At 53.2% G+C, this 17,404-nt stretch carries 17 protein-coding genes; 10 read left to right on the top strand and 7 right to left on the bottom strand.

Annotated features, from left to right (window positions below; translation table 11 throughout):
* Nucleotides 1-80 precede the first annotated feature (80 nt).
* From MWU64_RS04925 to MWU64_RS04955, 7 genes are all read left to right on the top strand, one after another.
* Nucleotides 81-1,289, top strand: a complete 1,209-nt coding sequence (locus MWU64_RS04925; protein ID WP_247061914.1) for a fused response regulator/phosphatase — start codon at nt 81-83, stop codon at nt 1,287-1,289.
* Nucleotides 1,290-1,304: 15 nt separating this feature from the next.
* Nucleotides 1,305-1,796 (top strand): STAS domain-containing protein, encoded by a 492-nt coding sequence (locus MWU64_RS04930; RefSeq protein WP_247061916.1) that lies wholly within the window; start codon nt 1,305-1,307, stop codon nt 1,794-1,796.
* Between the two features lie 50 nt (nt 1,797-1,846).
* On the top strand, nt 1,847-2,908 hold the full coding sequence (locus tag MWU64_RS04935) for an NAD(P)H-dependent glycerol-3-phosphate dehydrogenase (protein WP_247061918.1): 1,062 nt from the start codon (nt 1,847-1,849) through the stop codon (nt 2,906-2,908).
* A gap of 27 nt (nt 2,909-2,935) precedes the next feature.
* Nucleotides 2,936-3,385: a phosphohistidine phosphatase SixA gene (sixA, locus tag MWU64_RS04940; protein ID WP_247061921.1), complete on the top strand. Its 450-nt coding sequence runs from the start codon at nt 2,936-2,938 to the stop codon at nt 3,383-3,385.
* A 44-nt stretch (nt 3,386-3,429) separates the two neighbouring features.
* Entirely contained in the window at nt 3,430-4,326 is an 897-nt protein-coding gene (locus MWU64_RS04945) for a radical SAM protein (RefSeq protein WP_247061930.1), read from the top strand.
* A gap of 33 nt (nt 4,327-4,359) precedes the next feature.
* The gene (locus tag MWU64_RS04950) at nt 4,360-4,926 is read left to right on the top strand and encodes a DUF1285 domain-containing protein (RefSeq protein ID WP_247061932.1); all 567 of its coding nucleotides are present in this window, start codon (nt 4,360-4,362) and stop codon (nt 4,924-4,926) included.
* Nucleotides 4,927-5,125: 199 nt separating this feature from the next.
* Nucleotides 5,126-5,587 (top strand): peptidylprolyl isomerase, encoded by a 462-nt coding sequence (locus MWU64_RS04955; protein ID WP_247061934.1) that lies wholly within the window; start codon nt 5,126-5,128, stop codon nt 5,585-5,587.
* 114 nt (nt 5,588-5,701) lie between these two features.
* On the opposite strand, the gene MWU64_RS04960 is transcribed toward MWU64_RS04955, so the two are convergent.
* A complete protein-coding gene (locus tag MWU64_RS04960) occupies nt 5,702-7,354 on the bottom strand; it encodes an electron transfer flavoprotein-ubiquinone oxidoreductase (protein ID WP_247061936.1) in 1,653 nt (550 codons plus the stop codon).
* 331 nt (nt 7,355-7,685) lie between these two features.
* Here MWU64_RS04960 and MWU64_RS04965 point away from each other — a divergent pair, with 331 nt between their 5' ends.
* Both MWU64_RS04965 and MWU64_RS04970 read left to right on the top strand, forming a co-directional pair.
* On the top strand, nt 7,686-8,435 hold the full coding sequence (locus MWU64_RS04965; RefSeq protein WP_247061938.1) for an electron transfer flavoprotein subunit beta/FixA family protein: 750 nt from the start codon (nt 7,686-7,688) through the stop codon (nt 8,433-8,435).
* Nucleotides 8,436-9,377 (top strand): FAD-binding protein, encoded by a 942-nt coding sequence (locus MWU64_RS04970; RefSeq protein ID WP_247061940.1) that lies wholly within the window; start codon nt 8,436-8,438, stop codon nt 9,375-9,377.
* Nucleotides 9,378-9,404: 27 nt separating this feature from the next.
* Here the strand turns inward: MWU64_RS04970 and MWU64_RS04975 are convergent, their stop codons facing one another.
* Both MWU64_RS04975 and MWU64_RS04980 read right to left on the bottom strand, forming a co-directional pair.
* Nucleotides 9,405-9,860 (bottom strand): hypothetical protein, encoded by a 456-nt coding sequence (locus MWU64_RS04975; protein WP_247061942.1) that lies wholly within the window; start codon nt 9,858-9,860, stop codon nt 9,405-9,407.
* 11 nt (nt 9,861-9,871) lie between these two features.
* Nucleotides 9,872-10,201 carry a hypothetical protein gene (locus tag MWU64_RS04980; protein WP_247061952.1) on the bottom strand — a complete coding sequence of 110 codons (330 nt, stop codon included), beginning with the start codon at nt 10,199-10,201 and terminating at the stop codon, nt 9,872-9,874.
* 167 nt (nt 10,202-10,368) lie between these two features.
* Between MWU64_RS04980 and MWU64_RS04985 the strand changes: the two genes are divergently transcribed.
* Complete coding sequence (locus MWU64_RS04985; RefSeq protein WP_247061954.1) at nt 10,369-11,607, top strand: saccharopine dehydrogenase NADP-binding domain-containing protein; 1,239 nt, start codon at nt 10,369-10,371, stop codon at nt 11,605-11,607.
* 3 nt (nt 11,608-11,610) lie between these two features.
* Here the strand turns inward: MWU64_RS04985 and cydC are convergent, their stop codons facing one another.
* From cydC to MWU64_RS05005, 4 genes are read right to left on the bottom strand one after another with little or no spacing between them, the layout of a single operon-like run.
* Nucleotides 11,611-13,212: a thiol reductant ABC exporter subunit CydC gene (gene cydC, locus MWU64_RS04990; protein WP_247061964.1), complete on the bottom strand. Its 1,602-nt coding sequence runs from the start codon at nt 13,210-13,212 to the stop codon at nt 11,611-11,613.
* Nucleotides 13,205-14,878, bottom strand: a complete 1,674-nt coding sequence (gene cydD / locus MWU64_RS04995; protein WP_247061979.1) for a thiol reductant ABC exporter subunit CydD — start codon at nt 14,876-14,878, stop codon at nt 13,205-13,207. Before cydD ends, cydC begins: the two co-directional genes overlap by 8 nt.
* The gene (gene cydB, locus MWU64_RS05000; RefSeq protein ID WP_247061981.1) at nt 14,879-15,880 is read right to left on the bottom strand and encodes a cytochrome d ubiquinol oxidase subunit II; all 1,002 of its coding nucleotides are present in this window, start codon (nt 15,878-15,880) and stop codon (nt 14,879-14,881) included. It abuts the gene before it with no gap.
* Complete coding sequence (locus MWU64_RS05005; protein ID WP_247061983.1) at nt 15,880-17,325, bottom strand: cytochrome ubiquinol oxidase subunit I; 1,446 nt, start codon at nt 17,323-17,325, stop codon at nt 15,880-15,882. Before MWU64_RS05005 ends, cydB begins: the two co-directional genes overlap by 1 nt.
* Between the last annotated feature and the right edge of the window lie 79 nt (nt 17,326-17,404).

A 17,404-nucleotide genomic window follows, 5' to 3' on the forward strand; every position in this document is an offset into this window, starting at 1 on the left:
TGTTATATCACAAGGTCATGCCAGAATAGACCTTATAACGCCTGTTTTTCTTTTACCGCTGGTAGTTTAGGGCAACTAACATGACCTCGCGCACCGAGCGCATTCTAATTATTGACGCCAATGAACAGGCCCGTTCAGACCTGTCACGATACCTGGATGCCAGAGGCTTCTATGTGAGCGTTTGTCCGGATATTGGTGCGGCTCGCAGTTTGTTTACCGAGAATATTCCCGACGTCATTTTTGCCGACCTGTCCCCGGAGGTCATTGAAGACCTCAATCGTCGCCTGGATGCGGCTGAAAGTTATACGCCCATTGTTGCCTATACCAGCAGCACCTCCAGTGCCGAAGTGGTGCAGTTGCTGCGTGCCGGTGCAGAAGACATCGTGCTTAAGCCCTGTCACGCCAGCAAAGAAGCGTTAGACGACGTTATCGAAAAGCTGTTCGATCGTATTCGCGTGAACCGCCTGAATAAGCTTTACCGGGAAGAACTTGAAGAGGCGAACCTTGATCTTCGTAGCGGCATTGCCGAATTGCGGGCCGATCAAAATGCCGGTCGGAAAGTCCAACTGAAAATGCTGCCGGATCACAGCCAGGACATTTGTGGGCTGCATGCCGACTACCTGATCAAACCGTCTCTGTACCTGAGCGGTGACTTCCTCGATTACATCCGGTTATCCAAAGACAAGATGTTGGTGTACATCGCTGATGTATCTGGCCACGGCGCCAGTTCCGCGTTCGTCACTGTGTTGCTCAAAAACCTTACCAATCGGCTGAAGCGCAATCTGCGGCGGCAGTCCAGTGATGACATCATGCATCCGCAACGCATTCTCGAGCGTATTAACTCAGAGTTGATGGACACCGGTTTGGGTAAACACGTCACTGTTTTTGTCGGCATTATTACGCTGTCTGAACGAACCCTGAGTTACGCGGTGGGGGCGCACTTCCCAATGCCCATATTATCGTTTAATGATGGCGAGACCCGATTTTTGGAAGGCAGCGGCTTGCCCGTAGGTTTGTTTGAAAACCCGGAATGGGAGTTGTACGAGGTTAAACTGGATCGTCCATTCCGCCTTTTGTTGTTCTCGGATGGCATTTTGGAGGTCATTCCCGACAAAAGTCTTGATGAAAAGGAACGAACGCTACTTGAACTCGTATCAGGAGGTAGTCACACTATCGCATCGCTGAGCGAGGCTCTGGGTTTAAATAGCATCTCAGAGCTGCCAGACGATATAGCGATAGTATCGGTAACTGACCAGTTAACTGGTTCAGATCAAACGTCGTCGACTTAGTGGCATTGTAAAAAAATGGCTGGTTATAAAATCCTGCAAGCAGATAAGCAGGGAATTTACGTCCTGAAGTTTATTGGAGAAATCCGGCTGAACCTGTGTTCGACGCTGGACAATCTCGTCGAGTCCATCACCCGGGACCCAGACTTCAAAACGGTCGTGATCGATCTCACTGAAACAGAGATCGTCGATAGCACTACGCTCGGGCTGCTTGCCAAGATTGCGTTAGCGGCATACAAACAGAGCCACTTTCTTCCGACTCTGATATCTACCAACCCCGATGTCACCCGCATTATCTCGTCTATGGGCTTCGACAAGATATTCATCATCGTCCGAGAGCCCGCTTCCCGCATTGAAGATCTAGAAGAAATTCCTGTTCTGAAGGCCAGCGAACAACAAGTTCGTGAAAAAGTGCTCGACGCTCATAGAGTGTTAATGGCCATGAACAGCAAAAACCGGGAAGAGTTCAAGAATCTCGTCAGAGCTCTAGAGTGTGAAGAACCCGGCTGATTTAATTTTCCAGCGCCGGGTCTTGCCTAACACGAACCAACGGAAACACTATGCCAGAAAACGTAACGCCGGAATCTGATGCGGCGAAAATGCAAAACGTTGCAGTCCTTGGTGGCGGCAGTTTCGGAACCGCTATGGCCAAGGTGCTGGGTGAGAATGGCCATACTGTGCATTTTTGGATGCGCGATGAAGCCCAGGTCGAAGAAATCCGCACAACCCGCATGAACGCGCGGTATATGCCCGACATCGTTCTGGAAGGGAAGATTCTACCTACAACCGATCTCGCGCACGCCGTTACTAGCGCCGATGTTGTGTTTGTGGCCATTCCTTCAAAAGCGTTTCGCTCGGTAATTCGCGACAACAGCGGCGTTTTCAAAGACGACCAGATTGTCGTCAGCCTGACCAAAGGTATTGAGCAACAAGGCTTCAAGCTGATGAGCGAAATCTTGCTTGAAGAAATTCCGCGCTGCCGAACCGGGGTATTAAGCGGGCCCAACTTAGCGGGTGAAATTGTTAACCGCGAGTTGACCGCAACGGTTATTGCCGCGAAAGATCCCGCCGTGCGTCACACCGTGCAAGAACTGCTCGGTTGCGACTATTTTCGGGTGTACGCCAATGTTGATGTTTATGGTGTCGAACTGGCAGGCGCATTGAAAAACATCTATGCCATTGTGGCGGGTTTGGCCTCTGCCCAGAACCTTGGCGAAAACGCCAAAGCCATGCTGATCACCCGTGGGCTGGCGGAAATGAGCCGGTTTGCAGTGAGCCTGGGCGCTAACCCCATGACCTTTATGGGGCTGGCGGGTGTTGGCGACCTGATTGCCACCTGTACCTCCAGCAAGAGCCGGAACTTCCGGGTCGGTTACGCCGTGGGTACTGGCAAGAAACTCGATGAGGCGGCTGAAGAATTGGGTCAGGTGGCAGAAGGCATCTATACTCTAAAATTAGTAAGAGACAAATCTGAAGCGATTGGCATTCACATGCCGTTGGTACGAGGGTTGTACGAGATTCTATACAACGATGCTCCGATTGAGGTCGTTATCAAAAATCTGATGAATGCTGTTCAAAACTCGGATGTAGAATTCATTCTGCCTCGTACAGTGGCCCAGTAATCCAGCGAACTGGACGAGGAGAGTATTATGCAACTGATCATCATGCGTCACGGTGAGGCAGGCAGGCACTCCCTTGATCACGAACGGGAGCTGACCGATGTCGGGCGAAAGCAGGCCGCCAATGTGGCGGAGAAAATTGCGCAATCCGATTCCAAGCCCAGCGTTATTTGGTGTAGTCCATACATCCGCGCACGGCAGACGGCGGCTATCGTCGGCGACATACTGGGCGTTCCTGTGAAAGAGAAATCTTTCATCACACCGGATGATGACCCGGGTCGGTGTCTGGATGCGTTGCTCGAAAACAAAGAGTCGCCGTTGATGCTGGTATCCCACATGCCCCTGGTGGGCAGTCTCACCACGCTGTTATCGGACGGCCACCGCAATGGCATGCCGTTCATGACGGCACAGGCGGTTGTGCTCGATATGCCAGTGGTAGGTCCGGACTGTGCCACCTTGAAAACTCAGTTTTTGCCCTGATTGTTCTTCCTGCCGTCCTTATTTCTCTAGATTACTGAGTCGTTATGTACAGTTTTCCGATTGAATACATTGAGCCCGTCTTTCGGCCGCCAAGTGAAGCAAAGTCTCTCATCTTGCCGGTGACGAATGGCTGCTCGTGGAACCAATGTACGTTCTGCGAGATGTATACCCAGCCCCAAAAGAAATTCCGAGCCAGAAAGCCTGCGGATGTTCGGGCCGACATAGAGAAAGCAGCCAAGGCCTTTGGCAGTGTTCCTCGGGTCTTTCTGGCCGATGGCGACGCCATGGTGCTGCCGACCCGGCGGTTACTCGAAATCCTCCATGAGTTGAAAGAAGCGTTTCCGGGGCTTCAACGGGTGTCCAGTTATTGTTTACCGCGAAACCTCGCCAAGAAGTCCGTCGAAGACTTAGTGGCGCTGCGTGAGGCCGGGTTAGGAATTTTGTACGTTGGTATGGAATCCGGCGATGACGAAGTGCTGCGCCGCATCAACAAAGGTGAAACCTGGGAATCTACTCGTTCCGCACTGGAGAAAATCAAGCAAGCGGGTTTAACCAGCTCTGTAATGGTGCTTAACGGGCTAGGTGGCAGAACCTTGTCGCGCCAACACGCCATTAACACCGCAACCTTGTGCAACGAAACACAGCCGGATTTCCTCTCCACATTGGTGGTGAGCTTCCCGCAGGGTGAGGAGCGGTTCCGCGAAGGGTTTGGAGACGATTTCGAACCTTTAGACCAGCAAGGTTTGTTTGAGGAAATCCAGGTGTTTCTTGAGCATCTGGAGTTAGAAAACACCACCTTCCGAAGCGATCATGCCTCAAACTATCTGGTGCTGAAAGGTACGCTAGGGCAAGACAAACAGCGCTTGCTGGATCAGGTAAACCTCGCTATCACAAAGCCGGGTGCCGTGCCGTTAAGGCCGGAGTCTATGCGGGGCCTTTGATACTTTCCGTTTTCAAGCAAAAGGAGTTCGCCCGTGAGCACAAAGCCAGAAGACATTGCCAAAGTTGTTAGCGAGCACTCGAAAGAGCGCAGTCTGCCACCGCTGGATAAATGGCACCCTGAGCTCTCAGGTGACATGGATTTGGTGATCACTCGTGATGGTCAGTGGATTTTCAAAGGTAACCCAATCGAGCGGGAAACCATTGTGAAGCTGTTTTCGACCATTTTGCGCCGTGAAGGTGATGGCCATTATTACCTTGTCACCCCCGTCGAAAAGTGGCGTATTCAGGTCGAAGATGCACCCTTACTGGCGCATACGCTTACCGTAACAGGGGAACGTGAAAGCCAGGTGTTGAGTTTAACCACGAACACGGGTGAAACCCTGGAAATCGGCAACGACCATGTTTTGCAGGTTGAAAGCTATCCGAATTCTGACGAGCCAAGACCGACCATCTCCGTACGCCACGGAGTTGAAGCACGCCTTCAAACCAGCGCGTTTTACGATTTGGTAGCAGTTGCTGAAGAGCGGGAAATTGACGGAAGCACTGTTGTGGGTGTGATGAGTCACGGAAATTTCTGGAAAATCGGGCAGGGCGGTTGAAAAGCCCCGAGGCGTCTCCATAAAGAAGGTAGAAAACGCAGTCTGTCACTTGTTAAACTGTGGTTTCTTTCTTGTTATCGAGCCAGGCTCTCTAACGAGGCCGGTGGTCGTTAGTCCCTCTGTGCAGTGCGTCTGTTCACGTTCCTTTCGATTACCTCCATTTTAAATACATAGTCACTGCGACTCGCAAGGAGATCACATGGCCCAACCACGTGTTGTCACCATCCATTACACGCTCACCAACGACCAGGGAGAGCAGCTTGACTCCTCCCGTGTAGAAGGCCGTGAGCCTCTGACTTACCTGGAAGGTGCACAGAACATCATCGGTGGACTGGAAAGCGCACTGAACGAAAAGAACGCTGGCGATCAGGTTAAAGTTTCCGTTGAGCCTGCTGAAGGCTACGGCGAAGTTAACGAAGAACTGGTTCAGCCTGTTCCCCGCTCCGCTTTCGAAGGTGTAGACACCATCGAGCCGGGCATGCAGTTCCAAGCACAAACTCCGGGCGGCCCGCAGGTTGTTCGCGTTGTTGAAGTGAGTGAAGAAACCGTCACGATCGATGCTAACCACCCGCTGGCGGGTGAGACTCTGCACTTCGACGTGGAAGTTGTAGAAACTCGCGACGCAACTGACGAAGAGCAAGAGCACGGCCACGTGCACTGATCTCTTCCGAAAGGTTGATTAAAAACGGCTCCCTCGGGAGCCGTTTTTTTGTAGCTGCAAAACACAAAAAAGCCGGGAAAATCCCGGCTTTTTTGATCATATCAGAACATTTTCTTACATGTTCGGATAGTTTGGTCCGCCGCTGCCTTCCGGCGTTACCCAGGTAATGTTCTGTGAAGGATCCTTGATGTCGCAGGTCTTACAGTGAACACAGTTCTGGGCGTTGATCTGGAACTTTTTGCCGCTTCCGTCTTCTGCTTCAACCACTTCGTACACGCCGGCCGGGCAGTAACGCTGCGCAGGCTCGTCGTACTTCGGCAGGTTAACCTGAATCGGAATATCCGGATCGGTCAGCTTCAGGTGAATCGGCTGATCTTCCTCATGGTTGGTGTTCGAGATGAACACTGAGCTCAAGCGGTCGAAGGTCAACACGTTATCCGGCTTCGGATAATCGATCTTCTTGCACTCGGCGGCCGGCTTCATGGTGGCGTAATCCGGCGTGGTATCGCGGAACGTGAACGGCAGACTTCCGCGCAGAATGTTTTGCTCAACGAAGGCAATTGCGCCGCCAACAAAGTTGCCGAACTTGTGCATGGCCGGGCCAAAGTTACGCTCGGCGTAAAGCTCTTTGTACAACCAGCTGTCTTCAAAACGCTTCGCAAAGCTGGTGATCTCTTCACCGTTCTTGCCTTCTTTCAGCGCTTCAAATACTGCTTCAGCGCCCAGCAGGCCAGACTTCATGGCCGTGTGGGAGCCTTTAATCTTGGAGCTGTTCAGAGTACCGGCGTCACAGCCCAGCAGCAGGCCACCCGGGAAGCTCATCTTAGGCAGGGCGTTGTAACCGCCTTTGGTGATGGCTCGGGCACCGTAAGCAACACGCTTACCACCTTCCAGGTACTTCTTCACCTCAGGGTGATGCTTCAGGCGCTGGAATTCTTCAAACGGGCTCAGGTGCGGGTTGCTGTATGACAGGTCAGTAATCAGACCCACATACACCTGACCACCTTCAAGGTGATACAGGAAGGAGCCACCGGTAGAGCTGGATTCGTTCAGCGGCCAGCCTGTGGTGTGAACAACCAGGCCAGGCTCGTGTTTAGCCGGGTCGATGTCCCACAGCTCTTTGATGCCGATACCGTAGTGCTGAGGGTCTTTGCCTTCGTCCAGCTTGAAATCGTTAATCAGGCGCTTGCCCAGGTGACCACGACAGCCTTCGGTGAACAGGGTGTACTTGGCGCGCAGTTCCATGCCCGGCATGTAACCGTCTTTCTCGGAACCGTCACGGGCTACGCCCATGTCGCCAGTAATGATGCCCTTAACCTGACCGTCTTCAACGATGGTTTCTGAAGCGGCGAAACCAGGGTATACCTCTACACCCAGCTGTTCGGCTTGTTCGGCCAACCAGCGGCACAAGTTACCAAGGCTGATGATGTAATTGCCGTGGTTGTGCATGTTCTTGGGTACAAAAGCATTCGGAATCTTGGTGGCTTTTTCCTGATCTTTCAGCAGGAAAATATCGTCACGGGTCACCGGAGTGTTCAGCGGCGCGCCTCTTTCTTTCCAGTCCGGGAAGAGTTCGTTCAGAGCGGTAGGCTCGAAAACGGTACCTGCGAGGATGTGTGCACCAACCTCGGAACCTTTCTCAACTACACAAACAGTCAGTTCTTCACCGGCTTCTTGCGCCAGTTGCATGACTCGGCAGGCTGCCGACAGTCCCGCAGGGCCGCCGCCTACGATCAGAACATCAAATTCCATTGATTCGCGTTCCACGTTGGTCTCCTCATCTCATACAGCTTTAATGAATGTTATTTTCCGAAGGATAACGCATTTGACAAATCAAACAAACGTTTGTTTGAAATTTGCACTTACCTTTGGCATTGTACGTATACACCGAAATAACGTGTGTTTTGAGTCGATTTTTAGTATCGTCTCATTGCCTGGCCGGGTCAACCCGGTCGATTGGCTGTGAACGCAGGCCTGGAGCGTCGGATGGGGCAATTACCCCTTCTGTTTTAACCTGCAGTATTGTCATGCTTTATGTGGCAGGCGCTCTTTTTAGTACTGTGCATCATTAAACCCATTGTAGAAGAACGAGGAATCTATGAAGGTTCTGGTCGCTGTAAAACGAGTTATCGACTACAACGTAAAGGTGCGCGTCAAGCCGGACAACACCGGTGTTGACCTCGCCAACGTCAAAATGGCAATGAACCCGTTCTGCGAAATCGCAGTTGAAGAAGCGGTTCGTTTGAAAGAAAAAGGCGTTGCCACTGAAATCGTTGTTGTATCCATTGGCCCGAAGGCCTCCCAGGAGCAAATCCGTACTGCTCTGGCACTGGGCGCTGACCGTGGTATCCACATCGAGACTGACGAAGAAGTCCAATCCCTCGAAGCGGCCAAGCTGCTCAAAGCTGTCGTTGAGAAAGAAGAGCCGAAACTGGTTATTCTGGGTAAACAGTCCATCGATTCCGACAACAACCAAACTGGCCAGATGCTGGCCGCTCTGACCGGTATGGGTCAGGGTACTTTCGCTTCAGAAGTGGTTGTTGATGGCGAAAAAGTTAACGTAACCCGTGAAGTAGACGGCGGTCTGATGACTGTTGCTCTGAACTTGCCTGCGGTTGTTACCACTGACTTGCGTCTGAACGAGCCGCGCTACGCTTCTTTGCCGAACATCATGAAGGCTAAGAAGAAGCCCCTCGAGACAGTAAGTTCAGCCGATCTGGGTGTCGAAATTGCACCTCGTCTGTCCACCCTGAAGGTAGAAGCGCCTGCAGCACGTCAGGCTGGTATCAAGGTGGCTGACGTTGCTGAGCTGGTGGATAAACTGAAGAACGAAGCGAAGGTGATCTAAATGAGCATCCTGGTAATTGCTGAACACGACAACAGCAGCCTGAAGCAGGCTACTCTGAACGTTGTAGCGGCAGCCAAGGCCATCGGTGGCGACATCGACGTGCTGGTTGCTGGTGAAAACGTAGGTGCCGTCGCTGAAGCCGCTGCAAAAGCCGAAGGCGTAAGCAAGGTTCTGGTTGCTGACAACGCTGCCTACGGTCATTTCCTGGCTGAGAACCTGAGTGAACTGGTTGCAGAAGTAGGTAAGGGCTACAGCCACATCCTGACCTCTGCCGGCACCACTGGTAAAGACTTCATGCCTCGCGTTGCTGCGCTGCTGGACGTTGCCCAGGTTTCTGACATCATCCGTGTTGAATCTGAAGACACGTTTGTACGTCCGATTTACGCGGGTAACGCCATCGCGACTGTTAAAGCAAGCGACAGCATCAAAGTTGTTACTGTTCGTCCGACTGGTTTCGACCCGGTAGCTGCTGAAGGCGGTTCTGCTTCTGTAGAACAGCTTGATGTTGTTAAAGACGCAGGCTTGTCTTCTTTCGTAGGTGAAGAGAAAGCCGCTTCTGACCGTCCTGACCTGGCCTCTGCCGGCATCGTTATCTCCGGTGGCCGTGGCATGCAGAACGGCGAAAACTTCAAGATGCTTGAGCAAGTTGCTGACCTGATGGGTGCTGCTGTAGGTGCTTCCCGTGCCGCGGTAGACGCCGGTTTCGTACCGAACGACATGCAGGTAGGCCAGACTGGTAAGATCGTTGCGCCTCAGCTGTACGTAGCGGTTGGTATCTCTGGTGCTATCCAGCACTTGGCAGGTATGTCTGACTCCAAAGTGATCGTTGCGATCAACAAGGACGAAGAAGCTCCGATCTTCCAGGTTGCCGATTACGGCCTGGTAGCGGACCTGTTCGAAGCTGTTCCTCAGCTTGAAGAAGAGTTGAAGAAAGTTCTGTAACTTTCTGATCTCTCAGAAAAAGGCACCTTAGGGTGCCTTTTTTGTTTTGGAGATAATGCGCTTCTCGGCTTTACCGATGAATAGGCTGTCGGCCAGTATGTGCACCGCTCGATTGGTGGTTCTCACCACCTGATACACCTGCTCGCTTTTTTCGTGATGGGTTTTCTTGACCTTACGGGCGGTGTTTTTAAATTCTTCATCTTTTGCGAACCGGTCAATCAAACCAAAGGTGGTATTGGCGATGACCTTGTGTACTTTCTCAACGGCGGTTGTACCACCGGATACCGTGTCTTCCATCAGCTTGGCACGATTTCGCACCTCAAGCAGCTCCATTCTTTTTTGCTGAATACGGCTGTGAGTCTGTAGCCGGCTAGCGTTCAGAATGCGTAGTTTTTTACGAGATTCGGCGGACTGCTTGAAACCTGCAGCCAGCAGGCATCCGCTCACCGTTAAACCCACACCGGTGGCTATCAATGTCATCATATTGGTTTGCCTCAGCGGTATTCAATCTGCATATCAACATCAATTTCCCGCGCTTCCAGTTCGCTCGTTAACTCCTTGAGAACTTCCTGATACACCATTTTGGTTGCCATGGTCGGTAAGCGGTCCCCGATCAGGCGACCGGCTCTTGATTCCCGTTTGGCCAGGCCGATCGGGTCGGTTACTTTCAGAACAATCGCCAGTTCCGGGTCGGGTTGCTGTTCCGGAATATCTTCACGTTCAAGCATTTGATCAATCATCTTGCGTTGCTCCCGCAGTTGCCAGAGTAAAAGGCCACTCAGGGCCGCAAGAACGAAACTCGTTATAACCAGGAATACAGTCACGTATGTCCTCCGGGGTATTTGCTAAGGTAGTACCAGTTTGAACCTGCTTGGCGGTTAAACGATTGGCCGGAAGGACGCAGTTTTCATGAAAAGATGAAAGTAACACGCACGATTAAACCTGTTACCATCGTTTCCATCATAAAATTCAATAAAGACAAGGGCACACAATGACAACCACACCAGCAAATTACGATCTGATTGTATTTGGCGCCACCAGTTTCGTAGGCCAGATACTCACCAATTACCTTGCCAAGAATTACGGCGTAGGCGGTGATGTGAAGTGGGCCATTGCCGGTCGCTCTGAAGGCAAACTGAATGATCTGAAAGCTACGCTGGGCTCAGGCTCCGCGGATTTGCCTGTCCTGATTGCCGATGCCAGCGACGAAACCGCTTTGATTGCCCTGTGCGAGCAAACCAAAGTGGTGATTTCAACGGTTGGTCCCTACGCTTTGTACGGTGAGCCGCTGATCAAAGCCTGTGTAACCACCGGCACCGATTATTGCGATCTGACTGGTGAGGTTCAGTGGATTAGCCGGATGATCAAACGTTACGAAGATCAGGCGAAGGAAAGCGGTGCGCGTATCGTGCATTGCTGTGGTTTCGATTCGATTCCATCTGATATGGGCGTTTGGTTCCTGCAGCAGAAGGCTGAGGAGGCATTTGGTCAGCCGTGTCAGGATGTTCGTATGCGCGTTAAAGTGGCCAAAGGGGGCCTATCCGGCGGCACGGTTGCATCCATGATAAACATCGCGAAGGAAGTGGGCGCCAACCCGGCGCTGCGGAAAGAACTCGCGAACCCGTTTTCGATCTGTCCGCCAGAGCACCGCTCGAAGACAAGACAGCCCAGCCTGAAATCCGCTGAATACGACAAAGATTTCGGCGTTTGGCTGGCGCCGTTTGTTATGGGGGCCATTAACACCCGCGTGGTTCATCGCTCGAATGCAGTGCAGGGCGCTCGTTACGGAAAAGAATTCACCTACGATGAAGCCATCATGACAGGGAAGGGTACCAAGGGCCGTCTGACAGCTTATGGTGTTGTGGCCGCGCTGGGTGCATTTTTCACGGCATCTGCGATCAAACCAACCCGTTGGCTGGTGGAAAAACTGGTTCCTCAGCCAGGCGAAGGCCCGACTCCGGAAGCACAGGAAGCCGGCTTCTACGATATTCGCTTCATCGGCCGTACCCAAGATGGCAAAACCATGATCACCAAGGTGACGGGCGACCGGGATCCGGGCTACGGCTCAACAGGAAAAATGCTGGGCGAAGCCGGTTTATGTCTGGCTTTGGATATTAAGGAAGAGTTGCCCGGCGGTTTCTGGACACCATCTTCAGCAATGAGCGACAAACTCCACACTCGCCTGACCAGCAATGCTGGCCTGACGTTTGAGTTGCTGGAAACCCGCTAAGCGCTAATTCAAGTGCAGTACGTGGTCGGAAGGAAGCAGTGCTTCCGGCCCGTGCCCCAGGCTGATGACTGTGCGGCCTTCAAGCCAGCGGTCAATCAGCGGGGCTATACGTTCGCGTGTATCGGTATCAACGCCGGTAAACGGCTCATCCAGAATCATCAGCGGTGCACCGGATAGCAGTACCCGCGCTAGCACCAAACGGCGAGCCTCACCGCCGGATAACCGGTTTCCACTGCTTCCGAGCCAGGTGTTCAAGCCTTCGTCTTCTCGTGTAAACCGTTCCGCCAGTTCAACCAGTTCTAATACCCGCCACAACTCCGCGTCTGTTGCTTTGGCATTGCCCAACCGCAGATTTGCTTTTACGGTGTCTTCAAACAGCACAGTGCTTTGCGTCAGATAGGCGCACGCCGGGCGTTGGAGTGTCCCTGCCAGCGCGGGAATGACTCCTGCAAGCGTATCGGCCAGCGAAGATTTACCGCTGCCAGATGCGCCGACAATACCAAGCCGTTCACCCGCCTTTATGGTCAGCGAAAAATGCGTCATTACCGGCGCGGTGCCGGGATGGCCAATGGTCAGGTCAGTCGCCGTCAGCGCCGTGCTGGTGATTGAAATCGCCGGTGCAACAGCGGACGGCTCAACCTCTTCATTCAGGCGCTTGGCAGCTGCCACGGTTGCTCCCAGTTTGCCAAAGGCATCCGGGAGCATGGCAAATACTTCGTTGAGCCCTAACAGCACGATTGGCAGCATAACCAGCACCGGGCCAGAGACAGATCCGCTTTCAAATAGAGCAAACCCGGCCCAGAGGACCAACAGGGCGGAGAGGTTGATCAATAGTTGAGTTATTGCCAAATGCCAGCCGGTTCGGGTTTCGATCACCGCCTGATCTTTGTCGAGTGCGAGTGATTGCCGCTTTAAAAGCGCCGCGTGTTTTCCGATTCGCCCTGCGGCGGTCAGCTCCGAAAAGCCTTCCAGATGCTCAATGACTTCGCCACGCAAGTGTTCCTGGCGCCCGCTCAACTCGCCCGAAAGCGTTCGGGTTCTGAGATACAAAAGCCAGCTTGCAATAACAAACGCTCCAGTTAGTAAAACCAGTACCGTTAAAGCAATGGTAAGGTTCAGCAGTAACCACAGCAGCAAAACTACCAGCAAGGCAACCAACGCGGCCAAACAGGCTGGAGCCACAAGGCGAAGGTATAGAGTATCCAGTGCATCAACATCGGCCGTAAGCCGAGAAAGCCAGTGAGCGCCTTTCTGCCGGCCCCTGTCACGATGGCCAGCTTGTGCCATTTGATCGAATAACGCTACGCGGATATCGGTTAAAAGCTGGAGCACCGTGTTGTGGTTATACAAGCGCTCCAGGTAGCGGGCTACCGTGCGTGACACAGCGAAAAACCGGATGCCGCCTCCGGGTACGTACAGGTTGATATACGCTTGAACACCCGCTGCAAACAACAAGCCCACCAACGCAGTTTCGGTTAAAAACCAGCCGGACAACGCGAGCAGGGCAATGCCCGAAATCAACGTGGCCAACAGCAAGAGTGCCCCTATGGCCAAACGGCCACGACGTTGCAATATCAGATTGAGCCACGGGCGAAGATCACGCATCTTTCACCTCGCCGTCGTGAACGATCAGCAGTCGATCGGCCAGCGTCATCAGGGCTTGGTGGTGGGTGGACAAAATCAGGGTTTTTCCCGCTTCAGACAGTTTGTGCAGAGCTTCCAATACATGAATTTCACTGGTGGCGTCTAAACCCGCGGTCGGTTCGTCCAGAATCACTAAATCGTAATCGGCGAGAAAAATTCGAGCCAAGCTCAAGCGCCGGGCCTGGCCACCGGATAGCCCCTGACCGTCTTCGCCAATCATGCTGTAGATGCCGTGTTCCCGATGTTCAACCAGATCAGCCAAACCGACCTGATGAAGGGCTTTTTCAATGGCAATGTCTGAGGCTTCCGGGCTGGTCATGCGCAAGTTGTCGGCCCAGCTTCCTTGAATCCAGAACCCTTTTTGGCCTAGCCACCCGAACGGTTGTTCACCGCAGGGCTTACCAAATATCGAGATAGAGCCTGAAACGGGTTGTAGGAATCCCGCCAGCATGTGCAACAGGGTCGACTTACCACCGCCGGAAGGGCCGGTCAGCACAATGGTTTCGCCTTTTCTAAAGGTAAGCGTCACGTTTCTGATCACTTCGGGACCGGTGTCGTAGCACAAAGACACTCGATGAAAATCAATCACCGCCGCGTCTGATGAACCCGGTAACCCCGTGGCTTTTACTGGCGAAGTTGGTTGGTCAAGGCGCGCCATAATCTCAGCACTGGCGCCTAGAGCCGCTGCTCGATCATGGTAATGCTGGGACAGCGTACGTAGGGGCTGAAAGAATTCCGGAGCCAACAGTAAAATCAACAGGCCCGAAAACAACGTAAGCTCAGAACTTGGCCCGAACGAGATGTAGCCCAGAAGCCCAAAACCGATGTAGATCGCAATCACCGCAATCGCCACGGAGGCAAAAAACTCCAGCACCGCGGAGGAAAGGAAGGCGATTTTAAGAGTTTTCAGTGTGATCAGGCGAAACTGGTCTGAACGCTGGTGCAGCGCATCACTGGCTTGGGCTGTTTGGCCAAATAATTGAAGGGTGGTTAGCCCTCGTACCTTGTCCAGAAATTGCCCTGAAAGCCGGCTCACGGTTTCGAAGTGCTGCTGGTTTACCTTTTCGGCACCCATACCCACCAATGCCATGAACAAAGGAATCAAGGGCGCAGATAACACCAGAAAGATACCGGCCAGCCAGTCCAGCCAGAACACCACCGCCAAGATCATTAGCGGCACAAACACAGACAACATCATTTGCGGTAGAAATCGGGCGAAGTAACCGTGCAGGGCTTCAACGTGATCCAGCCATTCCCGGGTAAGCGACGCGGCAGAAGTATCGGAGAGTGCTACGGGCCCGAGTGACTGCCATTTGCGATGCAATTGGCGGCGAACATCCCTGCGCACTTCTTCACTGCAGCGCGAGGCGAAGCGGGTTTGCAAGCCTTGGCCAAGAGCGCGCAGCACCAATACGGTCACCAACGCCAAGAATGCCGGGGTAAGATCGGCTAGGGGGTGTTGCTCAATAACGCCCTGATGTACCAGCCAGGCCAGCAAAGCCATCTGAGCGATGGTTGCCAGCCCAACCCCTACACCAGCCAGTACCGTGGCCCGTATCCAGCGTTGACTGCTCTTGGTTAACCCAGATAGCCAACGCCGGACACGGGCCGGGTCCGACGGTTCCACTTAATGATACCCCTCTCCGGCGCGCACCTTGCCGCGGAACACCCAATAGGTCCAGGCGGTGTAAACCAGAATGATGGGAATCACGAACAGCAAGCCCAACAGCAAGAACAGTTGAGCTTCCGGAGCCGAGGCGGCGTCCCAAAGGGTGTAGTTGGGTGGCACCACGTAAGGCCAACGGCTAACAATCAAACCGAGGTAAGTGGTGATAAACAGCCCCATGGTGGCGACAAACGGCATACCCTCGAACCGATTGCGAACCGAACGCCAGATCTGGAACGCAAACAGCAACGTGATGGCTGGCAGAATCCAGATAATGCCGAGGTTCGAGAACCAGCGCTCCCATACCATGTGATCAACGAAGGGAGTCCAAACACTGATAATGCCGAACACCACCAGAACGGTGATCAAAAGCGGGGTGGTAATGCGGTAAGCCCAGTCTTGCAAGCGGCCTTCGGTTTTCAGAATTAACCAGGTGGAGCCTAGCAAGGCATAGCCGGCCAATGTGCCCAAACCGGTTAACACGGTAAAGGGCGTTAACCAATCCAGTGCACCGCCAACGTACACGCCATCCACAGTGTTGAAACCCTGAATGTACGCGCCAACCACCGCACCTTGCGCGAAGGTCGCAACGGTTGAGCCACCCGCGAACGACCAGTTCCATAGGTAGCGAGAGCTGCGCGCTTTGAATCGGAATTCAAAAGCCACTCCACGGAAAATCAAACCGGCCAGCATCAAAAACACACCAATGTACATGGCGGGCAGAATGATGCTGTACACCATTGGAAACGCAGCCAGCAAACCGGCCCCGCCCAACACTAACCAGGTTTCGTTACCGTCCCAGACCGGCGCCACCGAATTCATCATGGTGTCCCGATCTTCTTCCGAAGGTGCAAAGGGGAACAGAATGCCGATCCCCAGATCAAAGCCGTCCATCAGGACGTACATGATGATTCCAAAACCGATGATAAATGCCCAGATGAGGGCTAAATCGAACACTTCCATTATTGTTGCCCTCCTTCAGTGGCGGTTTTCGCCGGATTTGCCGCGTTTTCCTCTGCATCGTATTCGAACTGAACGTGAGCAGCAGACAGTGGGCGGGCAGGGCGGTCGGCCTCGTCTTCGGTATGGCCACCATCGCCTTCCAGCCCTACGTACAGAACCCGCATCAGGTAGTACAAACCGGCCGAGAAGATGGAGGCATATACCAGGATGTAGCCAATCAAGGTGAACAGCGCCATGCCACCGGTGAGAGACGGGGTAACCGATTCTGCCTGCGTCATCATGCCGTACACCAACCAGGGCGCACGACCCGTTTCAGTCACAAACCAGCCCGTCAAAACCGCAAGAAACGGCGCAATACTCATGGCCCGGAGCCCTTGCAGGTACCAACGGGCCTTATACAAACGGCCACCTTTACGCAGAACCAGCCCGGTGATGGCAAACAGAATCATCAGCATGCCAAGGCCGACCATCACCCGGAACGACCAGAACACAATCGCCACTGGAGGTTGTTCTTCAACCGGGACTTCCTTCAAACCAAGAATCTCACCGTCGAAATCGTGGGTGAGAATCAAACTGGCGAGGCTGGGAATGCCGATTTCGAAATGATTGGTCTGGTTTTCCTGGTCTGGAATCGCAAACAGTAAAAGCGGCACATTAGTGGAGGTTTCCCAATGGCCTTCCATTGCTGCCACCTTCATCGGCTGGTGTTCCAGCGTGTTCAAACCGTGGAAATCGCCCACAACCGCTTGCGCTGGCGCAATGACCAGCAACAGCCACAAACACATCGAGAGAGCTTTCTTGTTCGCTTCCACTTCGCGCCCTTTGAGGATGTACCAGGCACTTACACCGGCGACCACGAAACTACCCGTAAGGAACGAAGCCAGAACCATGTGCATCAAGCGGAACTTAAAGGACGGGTTAAAAATCGCCTCTCCCCACGACAAGATGTGGAACGCACCGTCTCTGAATTCTGTACCGGCAGGGGTTTGCATCCAGCTGTTTGCTGAGAGAATCCAGAACGTAGAGATAAGCGTGCCAACGGCCACCATGATGGCGGAGAACAGATGCGCCCCGGGTGGCACTTTATCGCGACCAAAAAGCAGAACCCCCAAGAACGCCGCCTCCAGGAAAAACGCCGTGAGTACCTCATAACTCAGGATGGGCCCTAAGAAGTTAGCAGAGGCTTGTGCGAAGTTACTCCAGTTGGTCCCGAACTGAAATGACATCACGATGCCCGACACCACCCCCATACCGAACACCACCGCAAAAACCTTGGTCCAGAAGGTGGATAGGGTGGTCCACACCGGATTCTTGGTTTTGTAGCCAAGCCCTTCAAGCAGTGCGATGTAGGAAGCAAGCCCGATAGTGAACACCGGGAAAATGGCGTGAAATGACACGACAAACGCGAACTGGATTCGCGATAGGATGAGGGGATCTAGCTCCATAGGAACCTCCAGCAATGACATGCTTACAAAAGGGCGTAGCCCGCACAGCAACAGTCTGGTGCATTTTGTAATATTGTTA

Source organism: Marinobacter sp. S0848L (assembly GCF_023016065.1).
In the GTDB taxonomy this organism is placed as follows: domain Bacteria; phylum Pseudomonadota; class Gammaproteobacteria; order Pseudomonadales; family Oleiphilaceae; genus Marinobacter.

Excerpts from the sequence above, each read along its gene's own strand:
- cydB (WP_247061981.1), bottom strand. The coding sequence starts at position 15,880 with ATGGAAGTGTTCGATTTAGCCCTCATCTGGGCATTTATCATCGGTTTT.
- MWU64_RS04935 (WP_247061918.1), top strand. The coding sequence starts at position 1,847 with ATGCCAGAAAACGTAACGCCGGAATCTGATGCGGCGAAAATGCAAAAC.
- MWU64_RS04925 (WP_247061914.1), top strand. The coding sequence starts at position 81 with ATGACCTCGCGCACCGAGCGCATTCTAATTATTGACGCCAATGAACAG.
- MWU64_RS04985 (WP_247061954.1), top strand. The coding sequence starts at position 10,369 with ATGACAACCACACCAGCAAATTACGATCTGATTGTATTTGGCGCCACC.
- MWU64_RS05005 (WP_247061983.1), bottom strand. The coding sequence starts at position 17,325 with ATGGAGCTAGATCCCCTCATCCTATCGCGAATCCAGTTCGCGTTTGTC.
- MWU64_RS04945 (WP_247061930.1), top strand. The coding sequence starts at position 3,430 with ATGTACAGTTTTCCGATTGAATACATTGAGCCCGTCTTTCGGCCGCCA.
- sixA (WP_247061921.1), top strand. The coding sequence starts at position 2,936 with ATGCAACTGATCATCATGCGTCACGGTGAGGCAGGCAGGCACTCCCTT.
- MWU64_RS04970 (WP_247061940.1), top strand. The coding sequence starts at position 8,436 with ATGAGCATCCTGGTAATTGCTGAACACGACAACAGCAGCCTGAAGCAG.
- MWU64_RS04965 (WP_247061938.1), top strand. The coding sequence starts at position 7,686 with ATGAAGGTTCTGGTCGCTGTAAAACGAGTTATCGACTACAACGTAAAG.
- MWU64_RS04975 (WP_247061942.1), bottom strand. The coding sequence starts at position 9,860 with ATGATGACATTGATAGCCACCGGTGTGGGTTTAACGGTGAGCGGATGC.
- cydC (WP_247061964.1), bottom strand. The coding sequence starts at position 13,212 with ATGCGTGATCTTCGCCCGTGGCTCAATCTGATATTGCAACGTCGTGGC.
- MWU64_RS04930 (WP_247061916.1), top strand. The coding sequence starts at position 1,305 with ATGGCTGGTTATAAAATCCTGCAAGCAGATAAGCAGGGAATTTACGTC.
- MWU64_RS04955 (WP_247061934.1), top strand. The coding sequence starts at position 5,126 with ATGGCCCAACCACGTGTTGTCACCATCCATTACACGCTCACCAACGAC.